We start from the raw sequence: 18440 nt of genomic DNA, 5'->3' as shown, positions 1-18440 counted from the left end.
CGACGTGCTCAGCCGCGCTTGCCGGCGGCCTTCCTGGCCGGCGACGACCTGGCCGGCTCGCCCTGCTTGCCGAGCTGCTCCAGCAGGGTGTTCATGTCCTCGGCGTGCTCTTCCTCCATCGCCAGGATGCCTTCCAGCACGCGGCGGGTGGTCGGATCGTCGGCGCCCAGGTAGGCGATCATCTCGCGATAGCTGTCGATCGCGATGCGCTCGGCGACCAGGTCTTCCTTGATCATGTCGACGATGTCCTCGCCCTCGACGTAGTCGGCATGGCTGCGGCCGAGCAGGCCTTCCGGCGACAGGTTCGGCTTGCCGTCGAGCTGGGTGATGCGCTCGGCGATCAGGTCAGCATGGCCCTGCTCCTCGTTCGCGTGCTGCAGGAACTCGGCCTTGATCGCCTGCGAGTGGATGCCCGAGGCCATGTAGTAGTGGTACTTGTAGCGCAGCACGCAGACGATCTCGGTGGCCAGCGCATGGTTGAGCAGCTTGACCACGGTGGCCCGGTCCGCGCGATAGCCGGCGGTCATCGCGCCCTTGTCGATATCCTGCCGCGCTCGCTTGCGGATGTTCTCGATATCGCTGACGAACGGCTTGGTCTTGGCCATGGCTGGCTCCTGTGGGCGTGGGGAAGGGGCGTCGACGGGTGCATCGTCGGACGTCCGGCCAGCCTAGGAACGCCCATGAAAAAGCCAGGTGAAGGGGACTTCACCTGGCTCGTTTCCGGCGTGCCGCGTCAACGCGACTGGTAGGCGCGCAGGAACATCTCGACGCCGGCCCGCGCGGTGCTCTCGATTTCCTCGGCATAGCTCTCGGGGCATTCGGTGCAGCCGAACATCTGGCGCATCATCAGGTTGCCCTTGATCAGGCTGAGGAACTGCCCGCTGGCGCGCGCCACGTCGTCGATGTCGAGCTGGCCGGCGTCAACCGCCTGCTGCAGCAGGCGTTCCATCAGGCCATGCGTCCGCGCCGCGCCCTCTTCCCAGATCAGCTTGCCGTAGCGCGGGTTGCCCTGGCGGCAATCGCTGAGGATGGCGCGGAAGGTGCCCACGGTCTCGGCGTTGCAATCGAGGTGGGCGTGGGTCAACGCCACCCGCAGCAGGGTGTCGCGGACGTCGGCGGCCGGGTCGAAGAAGTAGGTCTCCTCCGGCAGCAGGTCCTGGATGCGCGAACGGATCACTTCGCGGAACAGGTTGTCCTTGTCGCCGAAGTGGCTGTACACGGTGAGCTTGGACACGCCCGCATCCGCCGCGATCGCATCCATGCTGGTACCGGCAAACGCGTTGCGGATGAACAAGGCCTTCGCCGCCGCCAGGATCGCCGCACGCTTCTCCATGTCCTTCGGGCGGCCGGGGCCCTGGGATTTGACCTGCGCGCTGTTCATGCCACCACCTTCACGCCTTCACAAGAAAAATTGCCAAGCTTTATTATACGCAACGGTTCAATTATTTTCCAGAAGCGGTACCGCAACGCCGCCAGTGTCCGTCGCTCGCACCCCGGACACCATGACGAAGGTCAGCGTATCGCGATGACTTCCGGCACTTCGTGACCCCGCGGGCAGCCGTCAGGCTTGCCAGCATCCCGGCGCGTCATTGTGGAGGCGGGCACCAGCGCTTATCCTTCTTGGTCTTTTTCGATCCCCACGGAATACGGCAGATGGCGATGAATATCGAGCAGGCACGGCTGAACATGGTGGAAAACCAGGTGCGCCCGTGGGAAGTACTGGACGGCCGCGTGCTGGACGTGCTCGGCCGCGTGCGCCGCGAGGACTTCGTCGCCGCCGAACACCGCCAGTTGGCGTTCGCCGACCTGTGCCTGCCGCTGGGTCACGGCGAGGTGATGATGAAGCCGGTGGTGGAAGGCCGCGTGCTGCAGGCGCTGGAACTGCTGCCCAGCGACCGCGTGCTGGAGATCGGCACCGGCTCGGGCTTCCTCACCGCCTGCCTGGCCAGCCTGTCCGCCCAGGTGACCAGCGTCGACATCCATGCCGATTTCATCGCGGCCGCCACGCAGCGTCTGCAGGCCGCCGGCATCGCCCATGCCACCCTGGCCGTCGGCGAGGCGGTCAACGAATGGCAGCCCGACGGCCTGTTCGACGCACTGGTGGTGACCGGTGCGGTGCATGCGATCCCGCCCCGCTGGCTGACCTGGCTCAAGCCCGCTGCGCGCGCGCTGGTGATCCGCGGCCAGTCGCCGGTGCAGCAGGCCACCTTGCTCACCCACGAAGGCGCCGGCCGCTACCGCGAAGAAACCCTGTTCGAGACCGACCTGCCCTACCTGACCCATGCCGAACCGCTGCAACGGTTCGTGTTCTGACCTTGGCCCCGCACCGATCCCCATGAGGCACCCCATGCGTTTGAAGCTGCTCACTCTTGCCCTGGCCCTGGCCGCCATCTCGCTGCCCAGCCACGGCGAGGATCTGCTCGATGCCTATCGCGATGCGCGCGCCAACGACCCGGTGCTGTCGCGGGCCGACGCCACCCGACTGGCCACCGCCGAAGGGGTGGATCAGGCGCGCGCGCTGCTGCTGCCGCAGATCGGCGCCAGCATGAGCCTCAACCAGACCAACGGCGGCAACCAGATCGGCCACAGCCGCTCGCGCTCGATCAACGGCACGCTCAGCCAGACCGTGCTCGACTTCAGCAAGTACGCCAACCTCAAGGCCGCCCACTCGGCGTCGGACGCGCAGGACGAGCTGTACCAGGCCGCCGCGCAGGAGCTCTACGGGCGCGTGGCCGCGGCCTACTTCGGCGTGCTGACCAGCGAGGACGAGCTGACCTACGCCAAGGCCAACGAGGACGCCTTCCGCCAGCAGTACGAGCAGTCCGACCAGCGCTTCAAGGTCGGCCTCTCGGCGATCACCGACGTCTACCAGGCCAAGGCCTACTACGAAGCCGCCAAGTCGCAGACCATCGCCGCGCAGAACGCGCTCAACGATGCCCGCGAGGCGCTCACCCAGATCACCGGCAAGCCGACCGGCGACCTGAAGAAGCTGCGCGACGACCTGCCGATGCAGCCGCCGGCGCCGGCCGACCAGGACAGCTGGGTCAAGCAGGCGCTGGAAACCAACCCCAACCTGCTCACCCAGAAGTACAACGTGGAGACCGCGCAGCACAACATCAGCGCCGCGCGCGCCGGCCACCTGCCGACGATCACCGCCGGCGTCAGCTACGGCAAGGGCGCCGGCTGGTCGGACAGCAACGCGGGGGCACGCTATCGCGACCCGGCCTCGACCACGATCGGGCTGACCCTGAACGTGCCGATCTTCTCCGGCGGCCTCACCCAGTCGCGCGTGCGCCAGTCGATCTACCAGCGCGACGCCGCCACCGATGCGCTGGAAGCGCAGCGCCGCCAGGTGGTGCGCGACACGCTCAATTACTATCGCTCGGTGATCGCCGGCATCGCCCAGGTGGAATCGGCCAAGGCCTCGGTGGAGTCGGGCCGCAAGGCGCTGGAAGCGACCCGCGCCGGTTTCGAGGTAGGCACCCAGACGATGACCAACGTGCTGCTGGCGATCCAGACCTTGACCTCCTCGGAAAGCAGCTACTCGCAGGCCCGCCACCAGTTCATCCTGAACAAGCTGCTGCTCAAGCAGACCGCCGGCACGGCCGAGCTGAAGGACATCGAGACCATCAACGCGCTGCTGCAGTAAGCCGCAAGGCATCGCACGCGAAGACGGCCGGGCCCGCGCCCGGCCGTCTCTTTTTTGCGCCGTCACTCCTGCAGCAGGGTGTCGATCAGCCGCATCACCCGCTGCACCGCGCCGCGCTCGCGCTCGAAGACGGCTTGCGCGGCCCGCCCCATGCGCGCGCGCCTGCCCGCATCGAGCAGCAGCTTCAGCGCGGCCGGTCCCAGCCCCGCGGCATCGGCCACGCGCTCGGCACCGCCTTCCTCGATCAGGCTGCGGGTGATCTCCTCGAAGTTGAAGGTGTGCGGGCCGACCAGCACCGGCACCGACAAGGCGGCCGGCTCCAGCACGTTGTGGCCGCCGATCGGGACCAGGCTGCCGCCGACGAAGGCCAGGTCGGAGGCCGCGAAGAACGGCATCAACTGCCCCATCGCATCGATCACGAACACCTGATGCGCGACCGACGGCACGCTTTCGAGGCTGCGCGTGGCGACCGTGAAGCCGAGGCTGCGCACCGCGTGCTCGACCAGCTTGAAGCGCTCGGGATGGCGCGGCGCCAGCAGCAGCAGCGCGTCGGGCAGCCGCTTCAACACCTGCAGGTGGGCCTCCAGCACCGCCAGCTCCTCGCCCTCGTGGGTACTGGCCGCCATCCACACCGGCCGCCGCGGCCCCCAGTGCCCGCGCATCGCCGCGCCTTCGGCCACCGCGCCGTCCGGGATCGGCATGTCGAACTTCATGTTGCCGGTGACCAGCACCTGCTCCGGGTCGGCGCCGAGCAGGCGGTAGCGCGCCGCATCGGTGCGCGACTGCGCGGCGATCAGGCGCACGCAGCGCAGCGCCGAGCGCAGCAACCCGCGCAGCGGCTTGTAGCCGCGCAGCGAGCGTTCCGACAGCCGCGCGTTGACGATCATCAGCGGGATGCCGCGCCGGCGGCAGGCAAAGTACAGGTTCGGCCAGATCTCGGTTTCCACGATCAACGCCAGCCGCGGCCGGATCTTCTTCAGGAAGCGGCCCACCGAGTACGGCAGGTCGTACGGCAGGTAGACGTGGAACACACTGTCGCCGAACAGCTGCTGCACGCGCGCGGTGCCGGTCGGCGTGACCGTGGTGATCACCAGCGGCGCGTTCGGATAGTCGCGCCGCAGCGCCTTGATCAGCGGCTCGGCCGCATTCACCTCGCCCACCGACACCGCATGCACCCACAGGCTGCCGTGGAAACCGGGCGGGTCGAAGAAGCCGAAGCGTTCCGGCCAGCGCCAATGATAGGGTCGCGAGCGCACGCCTCGCGCCAGCAGCCGCAGCACCAGCAGCGGCGTCGCCAGGTACATCGCGAGGGTATAGAGATAGCGCAACGATAGGGATCCGTCGGTCCAGCGCGGCAGTATACGAGAGCAGGCGCGCCATCATGGCCGGGGCGCGGTGCGTTGCCGCTTCCCCGCCTCCACTACAATGGGCACGATGCCCGGCATGCCCCGTCCCACCTTCACCCGCTCGCTGCTCGCGCCGCGCCACTGGCCGGCGTGGCTGGGCGCGGGCGTGATCTGGCTGATCGCGCGGCTGCCGCAGCGCGCGCTGATGTGGCTGGGCCGGCAGCTCGGCGCGCTGGTGCGGCGGCTTCCCTCCGAGCGGCGGCGCATCGCCGCGGCGAACATCGCATTGTGCTTTCCCGAACTCGATGCCGCCGCGCGCGCTGCACTGGTCGACGCGAACCTGCGCGACATCGGCCTGATGCTGGTGGAGTTCGCGCTGGGCTGGATGGGCAGCGACCGCCGCATCGCCGCCATACCGACCCGCATCGAGGGACTGCAGCACCTCGCGGCGGCACGCGCGCAGGGCAGGGGCGTGCTGCTGGTCGGCGGGCACTTCTCGCACCTGGAGCTGTGCGCGCGGCTGGTCTCGCAACGCATCCGCATCGCCGGCATGTACCGCCGGATGGACTCGGCCGTGTTCGAGTGGGCGGTGCTGCGCGCGCGGCTGGACTACGCCGACGCGATGTTCGAGAAGGACGACCTCCGCGGCAGCGTGAAGTACCTGCGCGGCGGCGGCACGCTGTGGTACGCGCCGGACCAGGACATGCGCAGCAAGGACACCGTGTTCGTGCCGTTCTTCGGCGTGCCGGCGGCCACCATCACCGCCACCCATCACCTGGCGCGGATGTCCGGCGCGCTGGTGATCCCGTTCTTCCATCGCCGCCTGCCCGACGGCGAGGGCTACGCGCTGCGCCTGGGCGCGCCGCTGGACGGTTTCCCCGGCACTGACGTGGCCACCGACACCGCCCGCGTCAACGCCTGCATCGAACAGATGGTGCGCGAGGCGCCCGAGCAGTACCTGTGGGTGCACAAGCGCTTCAAGACCCGCCCACCCGGCGCCGCCGCGATCTACTGACCCGTCCGACAGCCGGGTGAAAGCCTGGCCCGCCAAAAATGGCGCCACTTTCGAGACCCGGGTCGACGCCGGCGACCCGCCTCGCCGCCGAGTGGCGACTTTTGCGCAACGGCTCCGACCCGTGGCGACCGCCAGCCCCTCCGGGCCTGCGGCACGAGCGGGCCGGCACGGATCCGCGCGATGGTTCGCCGCTCCCTTGCGCCGCACCGGCACAGGAGTTGCAAGAGTGAGCGATGCCGCTGCGCAGGGCACACCGGCCCTGCCCATCCTGATGTACCACAACATCGCGCGCGCGCCGCGCGACCTGCGCGTGTACCGCAGCCTGTTCGTCAGCCCGGCCGCGTTCGCGCGGCAGATGTGGCTGCTGCGCCGGCTCGGTTACAGCGGGCTGTCCATGTCGGCCGCGATGCCCTACCTGCGGGGCGAACGTACTGGCCGCGTCGCCGTCATCACGCTGGACGACGGCTACGCCGACAACCTGGACGCCGCGCTGCCGATCCTGCAGCGCTACGGCTTCAGCGCCACCTGCTACGTCGTCAGCGGCAGCATCGGACGATACAACCAGTGGGACGCCGATCGGCTGGGCGTGCGCAAGCCGCTGATGTCGGCGGAGCAGCTGCGCGACTGGCACCGCGGCGGCATGGAAATCGGCGCGCACAGCCGCAGCCACCCGCGCCTGACGCAATGCGACGACGCGCAGTTGCGCGAGGAGATCCACGGCAGCAAGGCCACGCTGGAGGATCGCCTCGGCGCCGCGGTCACCCAGTTCTGCTATCCGTACGGCGACGCCGACGATCGCGTGGCCGGCGTGGCGCGCGAGGCCGGCTTCACCGCCGCCACCACGACCCGGCGCGGCCGGGCCCGCGCCGGCATGGACCTGTGGCAACTGCCGCGGGTGCAGGTGGCACGCCACCACCTGCTGCCGCAGTTCGCCCTGCGGGTGCTGTCGCGCTACGAGGACCGCCGCGCGTGAAACTGCTTTTCGTCGGCACCAACCCCGAGAACACCGGGGCCGCCAGTCACTTCGTCGCCCTGGCACAGGCGATGGCCGCGGCCGGGCACCAGGTCGGTGCGGTGGTCTATCCCGATGGCCTGATCTGGCAGGGCTTGTCCCAGTCCGAAGTCCGCCGGTACGGGGCGAGATTCCGCAACGTGTTCGACCTGCGTGGCTATGTCGCCGTCATCAAGGCCGCGCGCCAGCTCAAACCGGACTGGCTGGTGGGCAATTTCGGCAAGGAATACTGGCCGCTGATCCTGATCGGACGGCTGCTGCGCATTCCGGTGGCGCTGTTCCGGCACCGCACGCCGCCGATGAAACGCATTTCCGCGTGGCTGATCCCGCGCCTCGCGCAACGTTTCCTCGCCGTCTCGCAGCATGCCCGCCAGGCCTACCTGGATCGAGGCGTCCCGGGCTCCCTGGTTCGGGTGCTCTACAACCCGGTCAACACCGCGCAGTGCCGGCGCGATCCGCGCCAACGCCGCGCGATTCTGCACTCGCTCGGCCTGGACGAGGATGCGATCGTGCTCGGCTACAGCGGCCGCATGCACCGCGGCAAGGGCATCTTCCCGCTGTTCGAAGCGGCCAGCGCGGCGATGGCGGAACAGCCGCGGCTGCATTGCCTATGGCTGGGCGACGGCCCGGATGCGCCGGCCCTGCGCGCGCTCGCCGCTGCGGATGTAACCGCGGGCCGGCACCACTTCCTGGGCTGGATCAACGACATCCATCCCTATTACAGCGCACTCTCCATGCTGGCCTTCCCGTCGATTGCCACGGAAACCTTCGGCCGGGTCTCGGTCGAGGCGCAGGCCGCCGGCGTCCCCGTGCTGGGCAGCGACCTCGGCGGGATTCCCGAGACGCTGCAAACGGGCGTGACCGGCCTGCTGCTGCCACCGGGCGACGTGGCAGCGTGGCGCGAGGCGATCCTGAAGCTGTGCGATCCGGCCTTGCTGGCATCGATGGGTGCGGCCGCGCACGACTACGTGGAGCAGCATTTCAGCATGCGGGTGATCGCCTCCCGGTTTCTGCAGATACTGACCGGCGGTTGACCCCGCCGGGTCAGTCCCGCGGCCGCTGCCGCTCGTACAGCTTGGCGTATTTCAGGAACGCGTAGAACGCGTGGATGCGCGCCGCGATGAAGCCGGCCCAGCCGGAACGCCAGTGCCCGCGCAGCAGGTAGTAGCGCAGGAACGCCACCGTCGGGTACGCCACCATGCGCAGCCGCAGCCAGCTGACCTTGCGTTTGGCCAGGTCGGCCTGTTGCAGGCTGGAGTAGCGGTTCGCCTTGGCCACGCGGCCGGCGATGTCGGGCTCGCCATGATGATCGATGACCGCGTCGAGCACGCCCACCGGACCGTCCACCTGCACTTCCTCGTGCACTTCGTGGTCGCTCATGCGCGCACGCTGCCGGTCGAACAGGCGCACGTAGTGGTTGAGCCGGCCGCGCCGCGACTGCCAGCGCCAGAACTGCCACTCGCGCCGCCACAACCGGTAAGCCGCGTGGGCCGGCGCGCACAGCGCCTGCTGCAGGCACGCGGCGGCATCCGCATCCAGCGATTCATCCGAATCCAGCAGCAGCACCCAGCGATGGCTGGCCAGGTCGATCGCCGCCTGCTTCTGCGCGCTGTAGCCGGCGAACGGCTGCGCGTGGATACGCGCGCCGTAGTGCGCGGCGATCGCCGTGGTGGCGTCGCTCGAGCCCGAGTCCAGCACCACGATCTCGTCGGCCCAGCTCACCCCGCGCAGGCAGGCGTCGAGCGTGCCGGCGCTGTTGAACGTGGTCACCACCACCGACAACTGTTCACGCCCCATCGCTCGCCTCCACGGGGCGTGCTTCTTTGAGGAGTCCGGCACGGATGCCGGGCTCTTCTTCGCCGGCAGGGATGCCGGCAACGAATAAACTGGCACACCACAGCCCGAGCAGCCAGGCGAACAGCAAGCCCCACCACGCCGAATAGAACGCCAGGTGGGTGTTCAACGGAAACAGCATCACGCCCAGTGCCAGCGTGGCCGGGAACGCCCGCGCCCGCGCCGCCGCGCCAACCCGGCGCCACGCGCGCCACGCGAGCGCGACGCCGGCCAGCCACAGCAGCAGGCCAAGCGTGCCGGTCTCGGTGAGGATCTCCAGTACCAGCTGGTGCGCGTGACAGGCGCCCTCGCCCACGCCGCAGGCTTCGTCGGTGGCCACGAAGTGGTCGGTCGCCGGCGCGTACTGCGGATACGCGTAGCGGAAGCCACGCACGCCGACGCCGTTGATCGGGTGCGCCGCAAACATGCCGAGGCTGGCGTGCCAGATGTCGAGCCGGCCGCTGAGCGCGGTATCGAGCGACTGGTCGGTGCCATGCAGCACCAGCAAGGTACGCTCCATGCGCTCGTGGAACCGCGTCGAGACCTTCCAGGCGATGCCGCCGGCCAGTACCAGCAGCACCGCCGCGACCGCGCAGAGACCGGCAAAGCGCAGCGGCGAACGCGCCTCGCGCCAGGCGAAGCCCAGCGCCACCAGCGCGTAGCAGAGCCAGGCGGCGCGCGAGCCGGCCAGCAGCACCGGACCCAGCACCAGCGCGAACGCCAACAGCAGGCCCGGCAGGCCCCAGCGCCGTCGCGCCGCCCACAGCGCGAACGGCGACAGCACCGCGAGCGTCGGCCCCAGCTTGAGATTGTCCGCGCCGAAGATGCCGGAAATACGCTCGGCCTCGGCGTGCCCGCCCAGGCTCCAGCCGGTCAGCGCCTGCAGCCAGGCATCGGCGCACCACAGCGCCAGCACCCAGGCCACCGCCACGTACAGCGCCTGCAGCTTGGACTCGCGGCGGATCGCGAAGCAGGCATACAGGCCCAGCGGCGCGTAGCGCAGCAGGGCGGCCGCCGTGCTCCAGCTCTTGCCTGGGCGGATCGCGTCGACGGCGGAGCACAGCGCCGCCGCCGCGTAGGCGGCGAGCAGCCACAGCAGCAATTGTGCGCCGGGGTGCTGGCGCAGCGCCTGCGGTTCGCGCGCGAACAGCAGGATCACCCCGAGCAGGCACAGCGCGGTGCCCAGCTCGGCACTGCGCCCGAACGGCAGCAGCGCAATCACCAGCCAGAACGGCAGCAGCGGGGAACGCAACGCGGCCTTGAGCGAAGTAGCGAAGGAGTTCATGCGCGCACCGTGGCGAAGACGACCACGCATTGTAGGCGAGCGGATGCGCCCGCTGCCGCCTCAACCGGCGGCCACCTCGTCGTACAGCGCCAGCGTGGCCTGCTGCATGTCGACCAGGCGGTAGCTTTGCAGCGGCGAGATCGGCGGCGCCACCCGCAGCAGCTCCGCGGCGCGCTCGACCAGCCGCTCGCGATCGCCCGGCGGCACGCGGCCGGCCGGATACAGCTCCGCCAGCAATTCGCCGACGCCGCCGTGCGCGTAGCCCAGCACCGGGCGACACAGCGACAGCGCCTCGATCACCGTGCGCCCGAACGATTCGGGCCGGTTCGACAGCTGCAGCACCAGCGCCGAGATCGCGTAGATGTCGCGCACGTCGTGGCGCGGCGGCGTCAGCACCACCTGCGAGGTCATCCCGCGCACGCGGATCAGCTCGCGCAGTTCGGCCACGTAGGCCTCGCGGCCGGGCTCGATCACGCCCAGCAGCAGCAGTCGGGCCTCGATGCCGCGGCGCTTCAGGTCGGCCAGCAGCTCGACCGCATCGTGGTGCCCCTTCAGCCGCGTACCGCGCCCGGGCAGGGTCAGCAGCGGCGCGCCGGCCAGCGCCGGGAACTCGGCGAAGAAGGCCTTCTGCCAGGCGTCGTCGGGACGATGCCCATAGGGAAACGCTTCCGGGTCGATGCCGCGCGGGATCACCCGCACCCGGCCCGGCTCCAGCCAGCGGTAATGGCTCAGCACGTAGTCGCGCAGGGTCTGCGAGACCGCGATCACGCGCTCGCCACGCAGCAGGATCGCGCTGTAGCGGCCGGGCGAATTGAGCCCGTGCACGGTGGTGACGAAATGCGGCCGCGGCGTCATTCCCCTCAGCGCCCACCAGCCCAGCCAGGCCGGCAACCGCGACCGGGCATGCACGATGTCGGGCTTGAGCTCGCGCAGCACCCGGCGCAACGCGCCGAGCCGGGCCAGCGTAGCCAGCGACTTGCGGCCCAGGTCCAGCGTGATGTGCTCGCTACCCTCGGCCTGCAGCTGTTCGACCAACCGCCCGCCGGCCGAGATCACCACCGAGCGGTGGCCGGCCTGCACCAGCGCCCGTGCGATCTCCAGCGCCGAACGCTCCGCGCCGCCGGAATGCAGCGCAGGGATCAACTGGACCACGGTCAGCAGCTTGACGGGCACGACCATGCTGGACATGAGCTCGGGGCTGGAGGCTTTCATCCTCTGGGGACAAGCAAAAACAATGCCGCCAGCGGCGTGGACGGGCCGGGACGATCAGTCGCGCAGCACGTAATGCGCGGCACAGTAGGCGCAGACTGTCTCGCCGCCGTCATCGACGATCGGCAGGTACACCCTGGGATGCGAATTCCACAACGCCGTGCCGGGCATCGGGCAGGACAACGGCAGGTCGGCGCGCGTCACTTCGTAACGATTTTCGGCATTTGCCGGCACCAGCGGCACCGTCGCGGAAAGGGGGGACGACATCAGCGGACTCCGGACTGGACATCAGGCCGCAAATGGTAGCAGGCTGCAGCCTTCTGCCGGGGGACAGCGCAGGGGAACACCGGGAAAGCAGCCATGGCGAGAGCGCCATCGGGTTGCCGCCACGATCGTCATGAAGTGAGCACACCAACCTCAACCCGGCGCAAGCACCGGGCCTACCGCATGAGTTTAGGAGCTGATCATGGATTTCGGAAAGATCATTGAGCGCATCAAGGCCATCCTGACCACGCCCAGGACCGAGTGGCCCGTCGCCGCTGCGGAACCGGCCAGCGTGCAGGGCCTGTACGCCGGCTACATCGCGATCGTCGCCGCGCTGCCGGTGATCGCCGGCTTCATCAAGGGCAGCCTGATCGGCGCGGGCGCGTTCGGCATCACCGTGCGCACACCGATCGGCATGGGCATCGTCGGCATGGTGTTGCACTACGTGCTGGTGCTGGCGATCGTCTATGTGGTAGCGCTGGTCATCAACGCGCTGGCGCCCACCTTCGGCGGCCAGAAGGACATGGTGCAGGCGCTGAAGACCGTGGCCTACTCGTGGACCGCCAGCTGGATCGCCGGCATCGCGGTGATCGTGCCGTGGCTGGGCTGGCTGATCGCGATCGCCGGTGCGATCTACGCCATCTACCTGCTGTACCTGGGCCTGCCGCACACCATGAAGTGCCCGCCGGAGAAGGCCGGCGGCTACACCGCGGTCAGCGTGATCATCGCGATCGTGCTGAGCTGGATCGTCGGCGCAATCGTGGTCGGCGTGATCGGCACCGCGGCGATGACGGGCGCCTCGATGGGTGGCATGCACGTCACCGGCAGCAACGGCGACAGCGTCACCGTCGACAGCAACAGCGCGCTGGGCAAGCTCGCCGCGATCGGCCAGCGCGCCGAGCAGGCCGGCAAGGAACTGGACGCGGCGCAGAAATCCGGCGACAGCGCCGCACAGTCCGCCGCGATGGGCAAGATGATGGGCGCGATGTCGGGCGCCGACGGCACGGTCGAGGCACTGGCGCCAGACCAGATCAAGGCGTTCCTGCCCGACAGCCTGGGCAACCTCAAGCGCAACAGCCTGTCGGCCGAGCGCAACAGCGCGATGGGCATGCAGATCTCCCAGGCCAGCGCCGGCTACGCCGCCGACAACGGCCAGCACATCACGCTGGAAGTCTCCGACACCGGCGGCGCCAAGGGCTTCATGTCGCTGGCCGCCGCGATGGCGCCGGAGGAGGAGAAGCAGACCGAGCACGGCTACGAGAAGACCTACAGCGCCGACGGCAACCTGGTCCACGAAGAATGGGACACCCAGTCGAAGTACGGCGAATACAGCGTGGTGGTCGGCAAGCGCTTCACGGTGAAGGCGAACGGCAACGTCGACAGCATCGACCAGCTGAAGCAGGCGGTGGCCAGCGTCGACCTGGCCAAGCTGGAATCGCTGAAGAACGCCGGCGTGAAATCGAACTGACGCAGGTTTTCTGCGCCCACAAAAAAACCGCGCCGACGATGGCGCGGTTTTTTGTGGGTCACCGCAACCTACTTGGCCGCGGCCTGCTTCGGCACCGAGGCCTCGGTGGTGATGCGGATGGCCAGCTCGTCGCTGACGTTCGGCACGTAGGCGCCGACGCCGAAATCCGAGCGCTTGATGCTGGCGGTGGCGTCGAAGCCGATCGATGGCGCCTTGGTCATCGGGTGCGGGCCGATCTTGTTCAGCGTCGCGGCCAGCACCACCGGCCGGGTCACGCCGTGCACCGTGAGGTTGCCGCTGACCTTGAACTTGTTGCCGCCCAGCGGCTGCACGGCGGTGCTCTTGAAGGTCACCACCGGATACTTCCCGGCATCGAGGAAGTCCGGCTTCTTCAGGTGTTCGTCCAGCGCCGGCACGTGGGTGTCGAGGAGCTCCAGCGGCAGGGTCACGTCGACGCTGGACTTGGCCGGGTGCTGCTCGTCGAACACCAGCGTGCCCTCGCCCAAGCCAAGGTTGGCGGTGGGATTGGAGTAGCCGAAGTGGTTCCAGCTGAACAGGACCATGGTGTGGGCCGGGTCGAGCTTGTAGGTGACCGGAGCGGCCTGGGCCGCCACGACCGCGCCGAGCAGGCCGGCGAAAACGAGATACTTCAGTGCGCGCATGAACGTGGCTCCTGTAGATGATGGGGAAAATGGAAATCAGGCGATCGTGCAGGCTTCGTCGAACCCCAGCCGCGGGCTGCGCGCGAACAGGTTGCGGCTGGCGTCGCCGTAGCCGATGCTGATCAGGAAGTTCGACTTGATCGAGGTGCCGGCAAAGAACGCCGCATCCACGCCGGCATTGTCGAAGCCGGACATCGGGCCGCAGTCCAGCCCGACCGCCCGCGCCGCCAGCAGCAGGTACGCGCCCTGCAAGGTGGCATTGCGGAACGCAGTGGTGTCGATCAGCGGCTGGTTGCCGACGAACCAGCTCCTCGCGTCGGCGTGCGGGAACAGCTTCGGCAGCTTTTCGTAGAACGCGTGGTCGGTGGCCACGATCGCGGTCACCGGCGCCTCCATGGTCTTGGCGCGGTTGCCGTCGGACAGGAACGGCTCCAGCTTCGCCTTCGCCGCCCGCGACTTCACGAATACCACCCGCGCCGGCGAGGAGTTCGCGCTGGTCGGCCCGAACTTGGCCAGCTCGTAGATCTGCTGCAGCTGCTCGTCGCTCACTTCTTTCGGCAGCCACGCATTGAAGGTGCGGGCATGGCGGAACAACTGGTCCAGACTGGCCTCGGAAAGCAACTCGCTCATCGGTATCCTCTGTGGAAAGACGCGTCGTCAATGACGCCATTCAACCAGTTTATAGGTGGTCGCATGCGAACAGTTGACCCATAAGAGGAACGTACAGTGTTCATTCGCGAAACAATGCCGCGACGCCTGCGCCCATGCTGAAACTGCAAGGCGAATGCTGGGTGATCACCGACCACGCCGCCGGCAACCAGCGCCAGGCACTGGCGCTGGCCGAACACCTGCAGCTGCCGCTGCGCCACCTGGTGCTGCAGCCGCGGGCGCCGTGGTCGTGGCTGGCGCCACGGCTGGAACTGGGTGGCCGGCTCGCCCTGCCCATCCAGCAGCGCCGCTTGTTCACGCCGCCGTGGCCGGCGGTGGCGATCGGCTGCGGTCGCGCCGCCGCGCTGTTCACCCGCATGCTGCGCCGGCTGTCCGACGGGCAGTGCTACACCGTGCAGATCCTGAACCCGCGCATCGACCCCGCGCGCTGGGACACGGTGATCGCTCCCCGCCACGACCAACTCGACGGCCCGAACGTGCTGCGCCCGCTCGGCTCGCTGAACTCGGTGGACGACGAGTGGCTGGCCGACGGCCGCGAATCCTGCCCCCGCTTCGCCGAGCCGCCGCAGCCGCGCGTGGGCGTGCTGCTCGGCGGCCCGCGCCAGGGCATCGCACTGAACGCCGACTACGCCCACCGGCTCGCCGCACGCCTGCTCGAACGCCAGCACCGCGAGGGCGGCAGCCTGCTGGTGCTGGGTTCGCGGCGCACCTCGCCGGCGCTGGTCGACGTGTTCCGCCAGGCCCTGCGCGGCGTGCCCGGGCTGCTCTGGGCCGGCCCCGACGACGGCCGCAATCCCTACCCCGGCGTACTCGGCTGGGCCGACCGGCTGGTGGTCACGCCCGATTCGGTGAACATGCTCTCCGAAGCCTGCGCCGTCGGCTGCCCGGTCGAAACCCTGGTCACCGCACCGCTGCCGGCGAAGCTCGCGCGCTTCCACCAATCGCTGCGCGAAGCCGGCCGGCTGCATGACCTCGGCGATGCCGCGTCGGCGCCGCCGGTGCCGCCGCTGCGCGAAACGGCCGCGATCGCCGCCGCGCTGCGCGAGCGAATCGCACGGCAACAGGCGGCGCAACTGGCGGACTGAGAACGGCCTGAACAACGGTCGTCATCCCCGCTTTCGCGGGAATGACGAGCAAAACCAGGGCATCCCTGAAGCGCGTCCGCGATTCAGCCGAACGCAAAGCCCAGCGCGTCGGTGACCTCGCGCACGCTGGCGCACAACTGCGCCAGCTCGGCATCGCGCGGCGCGATGCGCGAGCGCAGGTCGAGCGTGCAGGCCAGCGCGCGTCGCAGCAGGTCGGCGTGGGCCACCCCGAGGACCGCCGCCTGGTCGTTGTCGAGCAGCCCGGCGACGCGGCAGGCCTCGATCAGCCCGGCGTTCGCGGTGACGCCGAGCAGGGCCGGCTGCGCGGCCGCATGCGCCAGCACCAGCCCCTGCAGCGCGAATTCGATGTCGAGCAGGCCGCCGTGGCCCTGCTTGAGGTCGAGCCGGCGCTCGTCGGAGCGGTCGCGCTCGGCACGCCAGCGCGCGCGCATGCTGGCGACCTCGGCCAGCACGGTGGCGCGCTCGCGCGGCACCGCCAGGATCGCGCGGCGCACTGCGGCCAGCTCGGCGTTGAGCGTACCGTCGCCGGCCACCGGCCGCGCACGCAGCAGCGCCTGGTGCTCCCACGTCCACGCGCGGCTCTGCTGGTAGGCCATGAACGCGTCGAGGCTGCTGACCAGCAGGCCCTTGGAGCCGTCCGGGCGCAAGCGGGTGTCGACTTCGTACAGGCGTCCGCCGCGGGTCAGCACGGTGAGCCAGTTCATCACCCGCTGGGCCAGGCGCTGGTACCAGCGCGAGCCCTCGATCGGCCGCGCACCGTCGCTCAGCGCGTGCGCGCGGCGACCGTCGTACACGAACACCAGATCCAGGTCGGAGGCGAAGCCCAGCTCCTCGCCGCCGAGGCTGCCGTAGCCCAGCACGGAAAAACCCGAGCCTTCACCGGGCAGGCGACCGTGTTGCGCCACCAGCTCGCGCTCGGCCAGCGCCAGCACCGCGCCCACCACCGACTCGGCCAGCGCGGCCAGCCGGCGCGCGGTGGCCACCGCGTCGGCGCGGCCGTCGTTGAATGCCAGGCCGAGACGGAAGGCGGTGGACGCCTTGAACTCGTTGATCCGCTCCAGCTCGGCCTCGGCCTCGCGCTCCTCCAGCGTACCCAGTACGCGCGCGATCTCGGCGGTGATGTCGGCGCGCTTGAACGGCAATTGATCGATGCGCGGATCGAGTACGTCGTCCAGCAGCAGCGGCTGCGCGATCACGCGCTCGGCCAGGAACGCACTGTCAGCGAACAGCCGCACCAGCCGGCGGCGTGCCGGCGGCTGCTCTTCCAGCAGCGCGAGATAGGATGAGCGCCGCGCCACCGCCTGCATCAGTCGGCACAATCGCAGCAGGCTGGGCACCGGCGCGGTGGTGGCGCGGGCGGCGTCGAGCAGTTGCGGCATCAGGTGGTCGAGGCGCTCGCGCGAGCGCGGCGACATCGCGCGCACCGCCGCGGCCTGCGGCAGTTTCAGCAGGGCATCGGCCAGCTCGTCGCCGGGCGCAAAGCCGGAGGCTTCCAGCGTGGCGGCCTCCAGCGATTCGTCGCAGGCGCGCTGCCACAGCACCAGGTCGGCGGCCGGCACGCGGGCAGCGCGGCCGCCCTGCGGCATCAGCACGGCGGCGAATTCCTCGCTGACGACGGCGCGCTGTTTCACCAGCGCCGCATGCAGGCTGTCCCAGTCGGGATAGTCCAGGCTCAACGCGATGCGTTCGCGGCTCAGCGCGTCGGCGGGGATATCGTGGGTCTGCGCGTCGCGCAGCATCTGCACGCGGTTCTCGACCCGGCGCAACAGCACGTACGCCTCGCGCAGCATGCGCGCGCGTGCCGCGCCGATGTGGCCGCGCGCCTCGCACGCAGTCAGCGCGCCGAGCAGGCCGCGTACGCGCAAGCTGGGCTCGCGGCCGCCGCGGATCAGCTGGGTCAGCTGCACGATGAACTCGATCTCGCGGATGCCGCCGGCGCCGAGCTTGAGGTTGTCGGCCAGGTCCTTGCGCGCCACCTCGGCGCCGATCAGCGCCTTCATCTCGCGCAGCCCCGCGAACGCGGTGTAGTCCAGGTACTTGCGGTACACGAACGGGCGCAGCAGCTCCTGCAGCTGCTTGCCGGCGACGCGGTCGCCGGCCACCGGGCGCGCCTTGATCCAGGCGTAGCGTTCCCAGTCGCGGCCCTCGTTCTGGTAGTACTGCTCCATCGCGGCAAACGACAGCGCCAGCCGCCCGGCGTTGCCGAACGGGCGCAGGCGCAGGTCGACCCGTGCGCAGATGCCGTCCATGGTCGGCTCGTTCAGCAGGCGCACCAGCTGGCGCCCGAGCCGCACGAAGTACTCGCTGTTGTCCAGCGCGCGTGCGCCGTCGCTGTGGCCGCCCTGCGGGTAGGCCAACACCAGGTCGATGTCGGAGGAGAAGTTCAGCTCGCTGCCGCCGAGCTTGCCGAAGCCGATCACCAGCAGCCGCTGCAGCGCGCCGTCGTGGTCGCGACTGGCGCCGTAGCGCGCGGCCAGCGCGCGTTCGGACCAGCCCAGCGCCAGCTCCAGCAGCACTTCGTACAGCACGCTGGTGGCCGACAGCGTTTCCGGCAATTCGTCCAGGGCGTTGACGTCGCGAAACACCAGCCGCAGCGCCTCGGCATGGCGGAAGCGGCGCAGCACGGTCATGCAGGCGGCCTCGTCCGCCGGCAGCTTCAGGGCGTCGCTGCGCGCGCTGGCATCGCTGCCCGAGCGCAGCCGCTCCAGCCCGGCCGGCGCCAGCAGCTGCGGCTGGCGGCACCACACGTCGAACGCGAAATCGCTGGCCAGCAGGGTGCGCCGGATCCGCTCGGCCACGCCGGCATCGTCATGCAGCGGCACCCCGGCGGCGCGGCAGCGGGCAGCCAGGTCGCCGTAGCGGTCGTCGATCAGCGCCTGCAGCGCGGCGGATTCGGGATGGCTCATCCTGCCATTGTGCCGC

At 69.7% G+C, this 18440-nt stretch carries 17 protein-coding genes; 7 read left to right on the top strand and 10 right to left on the bottom strand.

What is annotated here, in order from left to right; all coding sequences use genetic code 11:
• Positions 1-8 precede the first annotated feature (8 nt).
• On the bottom strand, positions 9-605 hold the full coding sequence (locus R2APBS1_RS01760) for a ferritin-like domain-containing protein (RefSeq protein ID WP_007514198.1): 597 nt from the start codon (positions 603-605) through the stop codon (positions 9-11).
• Between the two features lie 128 nt (positions 606-733).
• On the bottom strand, positions 734-1381 hold the full coding sequence (locus tag R2APBS1_RS01755) for a TetR/AcrR family transcriptional regulator (protein ID WP_015446626.1): 648 nt from the start codon (positions 1379-1381) through the stop codon (positions 734-736).
• 272 nt (positions 1382-1653) lie between these two features.
• Between R2APBS1_RS01755 and R2APBS1_RS01750 the strand changes: the two genes are divergently transcribed.
• Both R2APBS1_RS01750 and R2APBS1_RS01745 read left to right on the top strand, forming a co-directional pair.
• Complete coding sequence (locus R2APBS1_RS01750) at positions 1654-2313, top strand: protein-L-isoaspartate O-methyltransferase family protein (RefSeq protein ID WP_015446625.1); 660 nt, start codon at positions 1654-1656, stop codon at positions 2311-2313.
• Between the two features lie 34 nt (positions 2314-2347).
• On the top strand, positions 2348-3649 hold the full coding sequence (locus tag R2APBS1_RS01745) for a TolC family outer membrane protein (protein WP_007514192.1): 1302 nt from the start codon (positions 2348-2350) through the stop codon (positions 3647-3649).
• A gap of 62 nt (positions 3650-3711) precedes the next feature.
• Here R2APBS1_RS01745 and waaA read toward each other — a convergent pair whose 3' ends face one another.
• Positions 3712-4977, bottom strand: a complete 1266-nt coding sequence (gene waaA, locus R2APBS1_RS01740; protein ID WP_007514191.1) for a lipid IV(A) 3-deoxy-D-manno-octulosonic acid transferase — start codon at positions 4975-4977, stop codon at positions 3712-3714.
• A gap of 115 nt (positions 4978-5092) precedes the next feature.
• Between waaA and lpxL the strand changes: the two genes are divergently transcribed.
• The 3 genes from lpxL to R2APBS1_RS01725 all read left to right on the top strand — a co-directional run bounded on the left by lpxL (position 5093) and on the right by R2APBS1_RS01725 (position 8056).
• On the top strand, positions 5093-6010 hold the full coding sequence (gene lpxL, locus R2APBS1_RS01735; protein WP_231378309.1) for an LpxL/LpxP family Kdo(2)-lipid IV(A) lauroyl/palmitoleoyl acyltransferase: 918 nt from the start codon (positions 5093-5095) through the stop codon (positions 6008-6010).
• A 271-nt stretch (positions 6011-6281) separates the two neighbouring features.
• Entirely contained in the window at positions 6282-6983 is a 702-nt protein-coding gene (locus R2APBS1_RS01730; protein ID WP_050980856.1) for a polysaccharide deacetylase family protein, read from the top strand.
• Positions 6980-8056 (top strand): glycosyltransferase family 4 protein, encoded by a 1077-nt coding sequence (locus R2APBS1_RS01725; protein WP_007514185.1) that lies wholly within the window; start codon positions 6980-6982, stop codon positions 8054-8056. Before R2APBS1_RS01730 ends, R2APBS1_RS01725 begins: the two co-directional genes overlap by 4 nt.
• Before the next feature lie 10 nt (positions 8057-8066).
• Here the strand turns inward: R2APBS1_RS01725 and R2APBS1_RS01720 are convergent, their stop codons facing one another.
• From R2APBS1_RS01720 to R2APBS1_RS01705, 4 genes are all read right to left on the bottom strand, one after another.
• Complete coding sequence (locus tag R2APBS1_RS01720; RefSeq protein WP_007514183.1) at positions 8067-8819, bottom strand: glycosyltransferase family 2 protein; 753 nt, start codon at positions 8817-8819, stop codon at positions 8067-8069.
• Entirely contained in the window at positions 8809-10140 is a 1332-nt protein-coding gene (locus R2APBS1_RS01715; protein WP_015446623.1) for an O-antigen ligase family protein, read from the bottom strand. Before R2APBS1_RS01715 ends, R2APBS1_RS01720 begins: the two co-directional genes overlap by 11 nt.
• A gap of 60 nt (positions 10141-10200) precedes the next feature.
• Complete coding sequence (locus R2APBS1_RS01710) at positions 10201-11328, bottom strand: glycosyltransferase (RefSeq protein WP_041676652.1); 1128 nt, start codon at positions 11326-11328, stop codon at positions 10201-10203.
• 78 nt (positions 11329-11406) lie between these two features.
• Positions 11407-11616, bottom strand: coding sequence for a zinc-finger domain-containing protein (locus tag R2APBS1_RS01705; RefSeq protein ID WP_015446621.1), 210 nt, complete (start codon positions 11614-11616; stop codon positions 11407-11409).
• Positions 11617-11815: 199 nt separating this feature from the next.
• On the opposite strand from R2APBS1_RS01705, the gene R2APBS1_RS01700 reads away from it, so the two are divergent.
• The gene (locus tag R2APBS1_RS01700; RefSeq protein ID WP_015446620.1) at positions 11816-13081 is read left to right on the top strand and encodes a Yip1 family protein; all 1266 of its coding nucleotides are present in this window, start codon (positions 11816-11818) and stop codon (positions 13079-13081) included.
• A gap of 68 nt (positions 13082-13149) precedes the next feature.
• Here R2APBS1_RS01700 and R2APBS1_RS01695 read toward each other — a convergent pair whose 3' ends face one another.
• Entirely contained in the window at positions 13150-13743 is a 594-nt protein-coding gene (locus R2APBS1_RS01695) for a YceI family protein (protein ID WP_007514173.1), read from the bottom strand.
• Positions 13744-13779: 36 nt separating this feature from the next.
• Positions 13780-14373 (bottom strand): malonic semialdehyde reductase, encoded by a 594-nt coding sequence (locus tag R2APBS1_RS01690; RefSeq protein WP_007514171.1) that lies wholly within the window; start codon positions 14371-14373, stop codon positions 13780-13782.
• A gap of 134 nt (positions 14374-14507) precedes the next feature.
• On the opposite strand from R2APBS1_RS01690, the gene R2APBS1_RS01685 reads away from it, so the two are divergent.
• A complete protein-coding gene (locus tag R2APBS1_RS01685; protein WP_015446619.1) occupies positions 14508-15497 on the top strand; it encodes a mitochondrial fission ELM1 family protein in 990 nt (329 codons plus the stop codon).
• A gap of 83 nt (positions 15498-15580) precedes the next feature.
• On the opposite strand, the gene glnE is transcribed toward R2APBS1_RS01685, so the two are convergent.
• Complete coding sequence (gene glnE, locus R2APBS1_RS01680; protein WP_041676651.1) at positions 15581-18424, bottom strand: bifunctional [glutamate--ammonia ligase]-adenylyl-L-tyrosine phosphorylase/[glutamate--ammonia-ligase] adenylyltransferase; 2844 nt, start codon at positions 18422-18424, stop codon at positions 15581-15583.
• Positions 18425-18440: the final 16 nt, after the last annotated feature.

Origin of the sequence: Rhodanobacter denitrificans (assembly GCF_000230695.2) — a bacterium.
GTDB lineage: Bacteria > Pseudomonadota > Gammaproteobacteria > Xanthomonadales > Rhodanobacteraceae > Rhodanobacter > Rhodanobacter denitrificans.
The sequence above is the reverse complement of the archived record's forward strand: the minus strand, read 5'-3'. Positions and strand labels throughout refer to the sequence as shown.